14 protein-coding genes and 1 pseudogene are annotated in these 11,679 nt (G+C 57.5%); 6 read left to right on the top strand and 9 right to left on the bottom strand.

Annotated elements, in window-relative coordinates; genetic code table 11:
* From P8O11_RS01240 to P8O11_RS01230, 3 genes are all read right to left on the bottom strand, one after another.
* The coding region (locus tag P8O11_RS01240) for a VOC family protein (protein WP_300290811.1) at positions 1 to 256 on the bottom strand (256 nt) is incomplete at its 3' end.
* A gap of 71 nt (positions 257 to 327) precedes the next feature.
* The gene (locus P8O11_RS01235; protein WP_300290808.1) at positions 328 to 1,698 is read right to left on the bottom strand and encodes a hypothetical protein; all 1,371 of its coding nucleotides are present in this window, start codon (positions 1,696 to 1,698) and stop codon (positions 328 to 330) included.
* Positions 1,699 to 2,053: 355 nt separating this feature from the next.
* On the bottom strand, positions 2,054 to 2,803 hold the full coding sequence (locus tag P8O11_RS01230) for a hypothetical protein (protein ID WP_300290806.1): 750 nt from the start codon (positions 2,801 to 2,803) through the stop codon (positions 2,054 to 2,056).
* 188 nt (positions 2,804 to 2,991) lie between these two features.
* On the opposite strand from P8O11_RS01230, the gene thyX reads away from it, so the two are divergent.
* The 3 genes from thyX to P8O11_RS01215 all read left to right on the top strand — a co-directional run bounded on the left by thyX (position 2,992) and on the right by P8O11_RS01215 (position 4,302).
* Positions 2,992 to 3,900 (top strand): FAD-dependent thymidylate synthase, encoded by a 909-nt coding sequence (gene thyX / locus P8O11_RS01225; RefSeq protein ID WP_089888182.1) that lies wholly within the window; start codon positions 2,992 to 2,994, stop codon positions 3,898 to 3,900.
* A gap of 105 nt (positions 3,901 to 4,005) precedes the next feature.
* Entirely contained in the window at positions 4,006 to 4,128 is a 123-nt protein-coding gene (locus P8O11_RS01220) for a hypothetical protein (RefSeq protein WP_300290803.1), read from the top strand.
* 9 nt (positions 4,129 to 4,137) lie between these two features.
* Positions 4,138 to 4,302, top strand: coding sequence for a hypothetical protein (locus P8O11_RS01215; RefSeq protein ID WP_300290801.1), 165 nt, complete (start codon positions 4,138 to 4,140; stop codon positions 4,300 to 4,302).
* Between the two features lie 62 nt (positions 4,303 to 4,364).
* Here P8O11_RS01215 and P8O11_RS01210 read toward each other — a convergent pair whose 3' ends face one another.
* Positions 4,365 to 4,571: a cold-shock protein gene (locus tag P8O11_RS01210; RefSeq protein ID WP_300290798.1), complete on the bottom strand. Its 207-nt coding sequence runs from the start codon at positions 4,569 to 4,571 to the stop codon at positions 4,365 to 4,367.
* A 183-nt stretch (positions 4,572 to 4,754) separates the two neighbouring features.
* Between P8O11_RS01210 and P8O11_RS01205 the strand changes: the two genes are divergently transcribed.
* On the top strand, positions 4,755 to 5,069 hold the full coding sequence (locus tag P8O11_RS01205) for an ArsC/Spx/MgsR family protein (protein ID WP_300290796.1): 315 nt from the start codon (positions 4,755 to 4,757) through the stop codon (positions 5,067 to 5,069).
* Here the strand turns inward: P8O11_RS01205 and P8O11_RS01200 are convergent.
* From P8O11_RS01200 to thrS, 5 genes and pseudogenes are all read right to left on the bottom strand, one after another.
* The gene (locus P8O11_RS01200; RefSeq protein ID WP_300290794.1) at positions 5,048 to 5,614 is read right to left on the bottom strand and encodes a DoxX family protein; all 567 of its coding nucleotides are present in this window, start codon (positions 5,612 to 5,614) and stop codon (positions 5,048 to 5,050) included. The two genes, P8O11_RS01205 and P8O11_RS01200, sit on opposite strands and share 22 nt — an antisense overlap.
* Positions 5,611 to 6,354, bottom strand: coding sequence for a DUF2063 domain-containing protein (locus P8O11_RS01195; RefSeq protein WP_300290793.1), 744 nt, complete (start codon positions 6,352 to 6,354; stop codon positions 5,611 to 5,613). Before P8O11_RS01195 ends, P8O11_RS01200 begins: the two co-directional genes overlap by 4 nt.
* Positions 6,355 to 6,392: 38 nt before the next feature.
* Positions 6,393 to 7,206: pseudogene (locus P8O11_RS01190) on the bottom strand (DUF692 family multinuclear iron-containing protein).
* Positions 7,207 to 7,272: 66 nt separating this feature from the next.
* Positions 7,273 to 7,575 (bottom strand): DUF2282 domain-containing protein, encoded by a 303-nt coding sequence (locus P8O11_RS01185; protein WP_300290792.1) that lies wholly within the window; start codon positions 7,573 to 7,575, stop codon positions 7,273 to 7,275.
* A 201-nt stretch (positions 7,576 to 7,776) separates the two neighbouring features.
* On the bottom strand, positions 7,777 to 9,723 hold the full coding sequence (thrS, locus tag P8O11_RS01180) for a threonine--tRNA ligase (RefSeq protein ID WP_300290790.1): 1,947 nt from the start codon (positions 9,721 to 9,723) through the stop codon (positions 7,777 to 7,779).
* A 159-nt stretch (positions 9,724 to 9,882) separates the two neighbouring features.
* On the opposite strand from thrS, the gene P8O11_RS01175 reads away from it, so the two are divergent.
* Positions 9,883 to 10,632: an alpha/beta hydrolase gene (locus P8O11_RS01175; protein ID WP_300290787.1), complete on the top strand. Its 750-nt coding sequence runs from the start codon at positions 9,883 to 9,885 to the stop codon at positions 10,630 to 10,632.
* Positions 10,629 to 11,609, top strand: a complete 981-nt coding sequence (locus P8O11_RS01170; RefSeq protein WP_300290785.1) for an alpha/beta fold hydrolase — start codon at positions 10,629 to 10,631, stop codon at positions 11,607 to 11,609. The genes P8O11_RS01175 and P8O11_RS01170 overlap by 4 nt, the downstream gene beginning before the upstream one ends.
* The last annotated feature ends 70 nt before the right edge of the window (positions 11,610 to 11,679 follow it).

Raw genomic sequence — 11,679 nt, 5'->3', positions numbered from 1 at the left:
CGTAGATATTTTCGACCTCATAGGCGAGGTGGCCAAAGTGGCGGCTGTCGTCTGGCAGAGCGTCATCGCCATCCCAGTTGTAGGTGAGCTCCACGGGGCATTCGTGCTGGCCGGGAGGGGCCATGAAGATCAGCGAGAAGCGGCCTGCTTCGCTGTCATAGTGGCGGGTTTTCTCAAGGCCGATCAGCTCGTAAAAGCGGATGGAAGCGTCAAGATCCTTCACGCGGACCATGGTGTGTAGATATGTGACCTGCATTTCGCGTCTCCTTTGATTGGAGGCAGTGTAACGCAGTCTGCGCAGGCCTCAAGACGAGACTTTTGGCGCGGCTAGAACGTTGATTTTATCCCGAGACTGAGGCCCAATTCTTGGGTGTCAAACAGCGTTTTGTTGGAGATGTTGCGTGTGGCGTTGAGCGTGAGTGAGGGGGAAAACCCCATGTAATCAATTTGTTCGAAGACAAAGTTTGCGCTCAGCGAGAGCTTTTGATCGCGGCGCAATGTGCTCCCGTAGCGCAGGCGGTCGTATTCGCGAAGCTGGAGTACGCCAGAGAAACTTGCCTGTGCGCCGAGCAGAGGCGCGGCGGGGAGATAGGCCAGCGAGAGTGTGGCCGCCGTGTGGGCCATATCCGAGGACGCGCTGTCAACCTTGGACAGAGCGGCACCATAGCGAAGCAGGCTGTCATTGGACAGCTTGCGGAGCGCAAAACCGTCAACCGTATAGGTGGTGTTGGAGCGCAGAGCGCTGTCATGGCGGGTCTGGTCTTGAAGGGAGATCCCGTAGCCGGCGAAGGCGAGGCGCTCGCTGGTAAAACCGCGTGACAGGTGCAGTCTTTGGCCTGTGGCGATACGCTCGCCGGCTTGCCATGCCTGGCTGAGCCCTATTTCTGCAGTTGTGCGGGCGCGTTCCTTTTTTGAGGCGAAGTCGATGCGCATGTGTACGTCAAGTGCAGTGAAGGCGTAGTCACTGCCGCTGGCTGTGGGCACGGCGCGCTGTGCGGCGGAGGAGAGCATATAGCGGCGCTCGTCGTAGCGCAGGCCGAAGCTGACGCGGCCCCATTCGGCGGGCTTGAGGCGGTGGGTGATGTTGAGCATGGTTCCAACTTCGACACCTGAAAGTGGCACGGCCGTTGGATCGACAAAGACCAGATCGCCTATGGTGTAGGTGTTGTCGTTGGGGCCACCGTTGACATTGGAGGTGGGGGCGAGGGCGAAATTGAAGCTGAGGCTCCACGGATTGGCAGCTTGAACGCGGCGGTACTCTTTGCGGGCGGCGGCTTCATAGCGGGGCTCATCCGTGGCCGTGCCAGCGCGGCGCAGCCAGAGCTGGGCTTGGCTGTATTTTTCTTCGGCTTTCAGAATACCTGACATCATGAAGGCTGCGGCGAAGCGCTCTTTTTCAACGTCTTTGGAGCGCCACGCGCGGCGTGCGGCAAACTTGGCCTGTGCGGGGCGGCCAAGGCTGCGCTCGGCTTCGGCGAGGACCATGAGGGCGATGTAGTCGCGGCTGTCTTTGCGCAAGAGGCCAAGAGCAAGCGCGCGGGCGGCCTGTGTCTCTCCTTGCTGTAGCAATCCAAGCGCAAAGCTGCGCGCCTCTGACGGGCTGAGGCGCTGTGGACTGTCTTGCGCCGACACATGCACAGGCACAGCTGCCAACACCAAAGCAAAGATGGCGGCGCCGTTTCTGATGTAAGTTAACACAGGCATGGCCCTAAGGGGTTGGAACCTGGTCTGTCAGCAGAACGCCAGTTTCGCGGGCGTCCCCGTCGCTTTCAAAGAGAATTTCTTCGATTGTTACTGTTCTGGTTGCGGTTGCCGGAATGCCTGAAGTGTCTGCCACAAGCAGGGGAACCTGGACGCCTGCATCGACCAAGTCAAAGATTGTGTCAAAGTCGTTTGCGCTTGTGGAGCCGTACCCCGAGACCTCACCAGAGGTTCCGGATGCCGCGTCGGCCCATGTGATGACTTCATAGCGGACAGTTTGGATTTCGGCTGTGCCCTCGAGATTGATATAGGCGCCGATCGAGCCCCCATCCGCGCCACCGATGAAGCCTTCTCAGATACCGTCTGAGCCGTTTGTCACTGCAATGCCGCCGTCAAAAGATAGCGTTGTGGGGTCGTATTGCACCACAGTCAGGGAGACAGTGGGCAGGTTTCGAGTGATGGCAGCGCCTGTTTCGGCGTCAGTGCGGATCCTGTTTCTGATTGTGCCTGCGATTGCACCTTCAAGGATTTCATCGCCCTCGCCATCGCCGTTTTCATCAAAGTCAAAAATGTCGAGGAGCAGGCGCACATCGCCAGTGACGATGTGAGTTCCTGATCTGTCGCCACGGTTGCGCACGCCACCATAGCTCCCGAGGTATACGTATTCTCCGACACCTCCAGGAAGCCTGTAAGTGTTGCGTTTGACGTTTGCGCCCGCATAGCCGTAATCGATCCAGTTTACGCCTGCGGCAGCGGCGACCTGCATATCTTCGTTTTGCATGAAAACTGCGAAGTGCTGGATCTGGCCTGTGGTGGCGGTTTGGATGGATTTGTAGAGTCCTACGCCACCTTGGGTGCGGTCGCTCAAGTAGCGCTGTGAGGGGCCGTCAAAGGGGAGGTTGTTGATCAAAATCACGTTGTCGTCGGCGTCATAGCGCACGTCATTCATTGTGAGCTTATCTTCAATATTGAACAAAAATTTGCTGTTGGCTGTGCTCGGATTGTCGTCTTCGACCACGGGCTCCTGAAACGGGTTTGTCCCGTCGCCGCTGCAGGCGCCAAGAAGGCAAAGTACGGCCAAACCAGAAACAAAACGATTCATAAAAACAGACCCTCGTAACACACTGGTGGCAAATTCACCCTTTGAGGCTTGGTTGTCAATCAAGCTGAGGGGGGGAGGGTTGATGAATTGTGACCCGTTGCATTTTGACGCTCTTTATAGTGCTTCAATGCTTGGAGTTCACAAGATATAGTCGCAAACGACTCAGACCCCATAAGAAGGATGCCCCCATGTCTCTGACCCCAGACCAGCAGGCCGAAATAGAGACATTGCGCAGTACATCTGTGCCGACGCTGCGCGCGGTCAGCGAGGGGATGGAAGCGCATCTTTACAAGGCTTACCCTGTGCTGGACCACGGATTTGTCCGCGTTATCGACTATATGGGCGACGATGCAGCGATCTGTCAGGCTGCGCGGGTCAGTTATGGCAAGGGCACCAAGTCTGTCCAGAACGATGAGGGGCTTATCCGCTATCTCATGCGCCACTGGCATTCGACGCCCTTTGAGATGTGCGAGATCAAACTGCATGTGAAGCTGCCTGTGTTTGTGGCGCGTCAGTGGATTCGCCACCGCACTGCGAATGTGAACGAATATTCAGCGCGCTATTCGATTCTTGACCGAGAGTTCTACATTCCGCAGCCCGAGCAGCTTGCGGCGCAATCTGTGATCAACAATCAGGGTCGCGGTGAGCCGCTTTCGGCGGAGGCTTCGGCGCGTGTGCTCGAAATCCTCAAGGGCGATGCGGCGCGCTGCTATGACCATTATGAGGAAATGATTGGCAAAGAGGGCGAGCCAGACAATCTTGCGCGCGAGCTGGCGCGGATGAACCTGCCTGCGAATATCTATACGCAGTGGTACTGGAAGGTCGATCTGCACAATTTGCTGCATTTTCTGCGTTTGCGTGCGGATGCCCATGCGCAATACGAGATCCGCGTTTATGCGGACGAGATTTGTAAAGTTGTCGCGGATTGGGTTCCTGCGGCCTATAGCGCCTTTGAAGACTACCGCATGGGCGGCGCAACGCTGTCGAGCAAGGCGCTTGATGTGGTGAAGCGGATGCTCAAGGGCGAGGATGTCACTCAGGAAAGCTCTGGTATGAGCAAAGGCGAGTGGCGCGAATTCCGCACGCTGTTGGACTGAAGAGGCTCTGATAAGGGCGCGAAGCCGCGCTTTTTATTTGACCTTTTGGCTGGGATTGGTAGCGTAAAGCCAAGCGTATAGTATATTTTGAACGAGGGATCTGTTATGAAAACCAAAGTAATTCTCGGCGCGGCTTTTGTGGCGCTGATGGGCGCACCTGCGATGGCCGGCAACGGCATGCCAACTTACCCTTATCATGCAGCCAACAACTGCCCAGGGGGGCTTTAGCCCATCGTAATGGGTGGGGTGATCTGCTGTGGCACACCCAATCAAAATGTGAGCTATTCTTCGATGATGGCGTATCCTGTGGCCAAGAAGAAAGTCCACAAGGTCTACAAGAAAAAGCATGTGCGCTACGTGCCGAAAGACACCTGCATCGAAGGCGAGAAGGGCTGCTACTAAAGCCGCCTAAGATATTCATTCAGCGGCGCGGAGGGGAAACCTTCCGCGCCGTTTTTGTATGGTTATAGGGGTTTGATGTCTGAGGCTATTTGGCGGCCATCGCGGCCTTCTTCCAGCTCGAAGCTGACTTTCTGATCATCTGCCAGACCTGTGAGGCCGGAGCGCTCAACCGCAGAGATGTGAACGAAAACGTCTTTGCCGCCATCTTCGGGTGCGATAAAGCCGTAGCCTTTAGTTGTGTTAAACCACTTCACGGTGCCATTTGGCATGCCGCTTCTCCTTCTTCCCTTTTACAGAGGCCTTTCGGGGCGGGCCTCATACACCTGTCGTCACTCACGATCTCGTGGTTCCGTCAGGGTGACTGGGCGGAAGTCAGAAATAGAAAGTCACTGTGTGAAGGGTTGCATATATTTTGTAAAAATCAAATGAAATGTGAGATTCGGAGAGGCGAGATGAAAATTTACGGGCTGAAAAACTGCGACACCTGCCGCAAGGCGCTGAAGGCATTGGCGGGGTCGGAGCTGATAGATGTGCGCGCTGATGGGATGCCTGAAGGGCTTCTGGTGCGGGCAGAAGCGGAGTTTGGGGCGGCCATCCTGAACACGCGCTCTACAACTTGGCGTGGCTTGAGCGACGCTGAGCGCGCGGGCGCGCCTCTTGATCTGATTGCAGCGCACCCTGCGCTTATGAAGCGCCCTCTGATTGAGGCTGAGGGTGTGCTTTATCTGGGCTGGGGCAAGGACACTCAGGCGGCGCTTGCGGGCTGATTGCGGGTGAGGAGGCGGTCAAGCGAGAGCCAGCCGCCGCCTTTGAACACCAGTGTCGCCAGAAGAAAGACCCAGAGTGCACGCTGATCAAGGATCAGACTGTCAGAGGCCTTGTCAAACCATGCGCCGAGCGTCCCTGCGTGCTCGATGCCACCGTGGCCGAAAAGATCGGTCAGAGACTGGACCACAACAAAGCCGATCATGCCAAGGGCGGCGAGGCGGGTGAGAAGGCCCAGAACAATCAGTGCGGGGAGAGCGAACTCTGCGATTGTGCCGCCTGTGACAACGGCCCAATGAAAGACCGTGAGCTGAGAGATGTCATAAGTCACAGCTTCCATCGCCTTGGGGAAGATCTGCGCATAGGCGCCCACCGAAGGGCTGAGAAAGCCGAAGAGGCCATCGCCAAGCTTGGTCAGGCCAGAGGCGATGAAGTAGTGCAGAAGCACAGCTGCAAAGGTGAGCCGTGCGAGGAGTGGAACAGCGCCACCGGCCATATGTGACACTGTTGATGAAAGTGAATTATGTATTTTTATCAATGTGTTCATCGGTCTTCCTTATAAAAAAGTTTAACAATAGATTCTGTTCTGAGCAGCAGCCCTAGCGTGGTACCGAGGTCAAAATCAGGCGCGCTTTCGGCGGCGTCGCCGAGAGACTGGCCTGCTTGCAGCGCAGAGATGAAAGCTGCGGCTCCGTCAGGGAGCAGATGCGGTATTGGGTCGTAGCCGATCCGTGTGATGAGGACGGATTGGGCCGCTGCAACGGGTTTGGGCGCGCCATCTTGAGTGTTGTAAAGCCAGAGCGCGTGAACGGGCCAAGGCGAGGCAAGCAAGCGTAGCGAGGGGGCGAGCGTGAAGCGGAGCTGCGAGAGCGCGTCGGGCGCGATCTGGCCCAAGGCTTCGGGCGCGACTGGGGTGTGATCGGCGGCGTGGTAACTCTCGCGCAGGGCGTATTCAAGCCGCGCGACATCAGGCAGATAGGCATATTTGGCGAGCGGTGGAAAGCTTGCAAGGAAGGCGGGAAAGCCCGCGCCATAGAGCATTATTAAAGGCGAGACGGGCGGCTCGCTGCGCATGTATTCGCGGGCGATGTTGCGGAAATTTTCCGTGCCGATGAGTTTGTCTACGACGGGAAAGCCCGCTTTGAGTGCATCAACCAGTGATACGGTGACATTGTTGCGGTAAACTGCAAAGCGCTTGCCTGCGGGCGCGCCCTGGCCGTCTGTGAGGCCATCAGGGACGGGCAGATCAGGCGCAAGGAGCGCTTGAGAAAAGCTGTGCTGGCTCATGCCGGTATGCTTTCGAGCGCAGATTTGGCGCGGGCGGCCTATGTGGCAAGCACGGGCCAGTCGGGGACATCATTGTCCCACTCCACAAGCAAGGGGCGCGGGCCAGAGCGGGCGAGTGTATACTCAAGCAGCGCCCAGACGGGATCGGTTATTTCGCGACCATGACTGTCTATGAGCAGGGGGCGACCTGCATCATCTTCGTCTTCATCATGGCCACCGAGATGAACTTCGCCAACTTTATCAAGGGGAAAGTCGTCTATGTAGGCTTGAGGAGATGTGCCGAGGTTGGTTGCGGAGACGAAGACGTTGTTGACATCAAGGAGGAGGCCGCAGCCTGTCTGTGTGGCGAGTTTGCGTAGAAAATCTGTCTCTGACATGTCGGAGGTGTCAAAGGCGAGATAGGAAGACGGGTTCTCCAGAAGCATCTGGCGGCCCAGCGTGCTCTTGCACTTGGTTGATGTGGCTTGCGACGCGCGTGAGGCTTGCGGCGTTATAGGGCAGCGGCAGAAGATCGTTCAGGAACGCGCTGTCATGGCTAGACCAAGCGAGATGCTCGGAGAAGCTGGCGGGATTGAGCCAGTCGCACAAGGCTTTGAGGCGGGCGAGGTGCGCGCCGTCAAGCGGGCCTTCGCCGCCGATGGACAGGCCGACGCCGTGAACCGAGATCGGGAAGCGGGCGCTAAGAGCCGCAAGCTGTGCAAGGGGACGTCCGCCGTCTCCCATATAGTTTTCGGCATGGACCTCAAACCAGCTTACAGGCCCAGCATTTTGCATGATCTCGGTGTAATGCTGTGGCTTATAGCCGAGGCCTGCGCTCAGGGGCAGGCGGGGGCTTTGGCTCTGATCTAACATGGGGTCTCTCCGACAGTCTGGGGTGGGAGGGCCGAGGGAGCCCTCCCGATCGTGTAAAAGCTGCGCTTATGCTGGCAGATCACGCTCAAGGGCTTCGAGTGAGCCTTTGCGCATTTCGCCATTCGCCATGGCGGGCAGTTCAATGTCCATGCATGTGCCTGCGTCAACGAGTGTCCAAGCGTTGCCATGGTAATCTACTGTTGATGAGCCTGCGCAGGTTGTGCCGGGGCCTGCTGCGCAATCGTTTTTGCCTGCCATTGAAACGCCGAAGCATTTTTCTTTTTCCATGGCGACAGCTGTTGTTGCGTGGGTTGAGAGGGCTGCGGCAACAGCGCCGACGAGGGCGGCAGATTTGATAAGTTTAGACATTGGGAACTCCCTTTACGTTAAAAACGGGCCGCGACAGTGCGGCTTCCTAACGGTAGCTGGGAGGGGGGCGATTGCGCCATTCACGGGCGCGTGTGTCGCGAGAAAGAGAGCCAACGTGACGCGTTTGGGGGGATTAGGCCCCTGAAAATACAAAAGCAGGCGTTTTTTGTAACGCCTGCTTTTGGTGTTTTGGACCAAATATTACAAAAGATCGGGGGGCGTGGCTGATTTGGCCAGCGTGCTCACGATATCATCGAGACTTGTAACACTTGTCTGCTTCTCGCCGAGGCGGCGCACAGTGAGTGTACGCTCTTCGACTTCGCGGTGACCGACGGCAAGGATGACGGGCACTTTGCCAAGGCTGTGCTCGCGGACCTTGTAGTTGATCTTTTCGTTGCGGATATCCAGCTCGGCGCGCACGCCCGCGGCCTTGAGCGCGGCGCAGACTTCTGCGGCATAGTCATCGGCATCAGAGACGATTGTCGCAACAACAACCTGACGCGGGGCAAGCCAGAAGGGCAGTTTGCCAGCGTGCTCCTCAATCAGAATACCGATGAAACGCTCAAAGCTACCGAGCGTGGCACGGTGCAGCATCACGGGGCGATGCTTGTCGCCATCCTTGCCAATGTAGGTTGCATCGAGGCGTTCTGGCAGAACGAAATCGACCTGATGCGTGCCACATTGCCAGTCACGCCCGATTGCGTCGGTAAGGACAAACTCAAGCTTAGGGCCATAGAACGCGCCTTCGCCCGGGTTCAGTGTTGGCTCGATTCCTGCGGCGCGGGTGGCTGACAAGAGCGCAGCCTCGGCCTTGTCCCAGACTTCGTCAGAGCCAGCGCGTGCTTCGGGGCGGTCAGAGAATTTGACAGAGAAGCTCTCAAAGCCGAGATCTTTGTAGATCATCGAGAGGAAATTGATGAAATCAGCTGTTTCGCTTTCGATCTGCTCTTCGGTGCAGAAGATGTGGCCATCATCCTGTGTGAAGCCACGGACCCGCATGATGCCGTGTAGCGCGCCTGAGGGCTCGTAGCGGTTGCAGGAGCCAAACTCGGCCATACGCAGCGGCAAATCACGGTAGGATTTGAGGCCCTGATTGAAAATCTGGACGTGACAGGGGCAGTTCATCGGCTTGAGGGCATTGGCCGCTTTTTCGCGGGCGTGCTCTTCATCGACTTCGACGATGAACATGTTCTCCTGATATTTCTCCCAGTGGCCTGAGGCCTCCCAGAGCTTGCGATTTACGAGTTGAGGCGTGTTGACCTCAACATAGCCACCAGCGCGCTGTTGGCGGCGCATATAGTCTTGGAGGGTTGTGTAAATGGTCCAGCCGTTGGGATGCCAGAAGATCTGGCCGGGAGCCTCTTCCTGCATGTGAAAGAGGTCCATTTCGCGGCCCAATTTGCGGTGATCGCGCAGGGCGGCTTCTTCGAGCATTGTGAGATAGGCTTTGAGCTTTTCTTTTCCTGTGAAAGCAACCCCATAGATGCGCTGAAGCATCTCGCGTTTGCTGTCACCGCGCCAGTAGGCCCCCGCAACGCTCATCAGCTTGAAGGCGTCGGCAGGAAGCTGGCCTGTGTGCTGCAGGTGTGGGCCACGGCAGAGGTCTTGCCACTCACCATGCCAATACATGCGCAGCGGCTCGTCGCCCGGGATGGCATCGATCAGCTCGACTTTGAACGGCTCGCCCTTGTCTTTGTAGTGCTGCACGGCTTTGTCGCGCGGCCAGATCTCTGTGCGGACTGTGTCACGCAGATTGATGATCTCTTTCATCTTTTTTTCGATTGCCCCGAGATCTTCAGGTGTGAAGCTCTCTTCGCGATCAAAGTCATAATACCAGCCATTGTCGATCACCGGGCCGATTGTCACTTTGACATCAGGCCAAAGCTCTTGCACCGCGCGGGCCATAACGTGAGCAAAGTCGTGGCGGATCAGCTCGTTGGCCTGATCTTCGTCTTTGAGCGTGTGGATGGCGATGTCGGCGTTGGCTTCAATCGGCCAAGCGAGGTCGTAATGCGCGCCATTCACAGTGGCCGAGATTGCCTTTTTGGCGAGGCTTGGCGAGATATCGGCGGCGACTTCGGCGGCGGTTATGCCTGCGGCGTAGTCGCGTGAATTGCCATCGGGAAGGGTTAGGGAAATCTGGCTCATGGCCTAGCTCCTCGTCAGTTTGGCGCCTACGAAAGCGCCCGGTTGCGGGTATGGTTCGCTGGGTAAGTGCGACACGAGGGCTGAATTGTCAAGCGCAAGCGGGGGGCTTGGCAGGGGAACGGCTCTGAGGCAGAGTGAGGCAGAAGAAGGAGCCTTTTCATGAGCCAAGCCCATTACTTTGACACGCCACAGGGGCGCAAGATTGCCTATCACAAAACCGAAGGGCAGGGGCCGTGCATTGTTTTTTGTGGCGGTCTCAAGTCGGACATGGAGGGCACGAAAGCTGTGCATCTGGAGGCATGGGCGCGTGATCGCGGGCTGGCTTTCTTGCGGTTTGACTATTCGGGGCATGGCGAAAGCTCGGGCGCTTTTGAAGACGGCTGCATTGGCGACTGGCATGAGGACACTCTGGCGATCCTTGAGGCGGTGACGGAGGGGCCTTTGTGTGTTGTAGGCTCGTCGATGGGAGGCTGGCAGGCGCTGCTTCTCGCGCGGGCCATTCCCCGGCGGATCAAGGGGCTTGTGACCATTGCAGCGGCGCCTGATTTTACTGAAGATGGCTATTGGGCGAATTTCACCGACGCGCAGAAGGCCGCGCTTGAGGCGGTGGGTCATGTGGCGCTGCCTTCGGACTACATGGAGCCTTACATTATCACCAAGCGGATGATCGAGGACGGGCGCAACCATCCGGTTTTGCGTGATCGTCTCGAGCTGCCTTTTCCTGTGCGCTTTTTGCAGGGTACGGCAGATACGGCTGTCAGCGTTGCGACGGCTGTGCGGCTGCTGGAGCATTCGGAGGGGCCGGATATAAGGCTCAATCTGGTGAAGGATGCGGACCACCGCTTTTCTGATGCAGTTTGTTTGACGCTTATAGAGAAGGCGGTTGCAGATGTGATCGCGGCTGCATGAGACGCTTTGGGAAATGGCTTGGGCGGGCGCTTCTGGGCTGTGCGGCGCTTGGCTCTCTGCTTTACTTTTTGGGGCCATATGAGCCTGTCGAGACCGATGTGAGCTTTGATGCGCAACGCTTTGGCGAAGGGGTTGAAGCGTATTTTGCAAGTGTCGAGAGCGCCTATGACGATATCACCGAGGGCGTGCAAAAGCGCGTGGTCTGGGCCGGAGAGGCGGAGGTGCGCACGCCGCTTTCTGTGCTGTATATCCATGGGTTTTCGGCAACTTCGGAGGAAATACGGCCTGTGCCTGACCGTGTGGCCACGGCCTTGGGGGCGAATCTTGTTTACACGAGGCTTACGGGCCACGGGCGTGGCGGGGCAGCTATGGCTGAGGCGAGCGCTGGCGACTGGATGCGCGACACTGCCGAAGCACTCGCCGCGGCACGGGCTGTTGGGGACGAAGTGATTGTGATCTCGACGTCAACAGGGGGCACGTTGGCGGCACTGGCCATGCTGGACCCTGCGATGCGGGAGGGCGTGAAGGGGGCTGTGTTTGTGTCGCCTAACTTTGGTTTGAACGACCCTTTGGCATGGGTTTTGACACTCCCGGCCGCGCGTTATTTTGTACCGCTGATTGCGGGTCAGGAACGCTCTTGGGCGGCTGCGAATGCGCAACAGGAAAAATACTGGAGCACGCGCTATCCGACCGTGGCTGTCTTGCCTATGGCGGCGCTTGTGAAGGAGGCCTTGGCGCGTGACTATTCGGGTGTGACTGTGCCTGCGTTGTTTCATTACGCTTCTGACGATCAGGTTGTGGATGCGGACGCGACCGCTTATTTTGCGGCTCATTGGGGCGGGGCTGTGAGCGAGGCTCTGCTCGCCGACGAGGCGCGCGTGGAAGACAGCCGTCATGTCTTGGCTGGTGATATTGTATCACCTGAGCAGACAGAAGTGGCATATGGTATAATATTGAATTGGATCAATGGCTTGTGAATTAAAGATAATGTGGGTAATCTGTGGAAAACTCCCCGGAGAGCGGGCTGTGTGATGCGACGTCCGCAGA

This window comes from Lentibacter sp., assembly GCF_029254145.1.
GTDB lineage: Bacteria > Pseudomonadota > Alphaproteobacteria > Rhodobacterales > Rhodobacteraceae > Lentibacter.
Note: the sequence above shows the minus strand (reverse complement) of the source record. Positions and strands in the feature narration are given on the sequence as shown.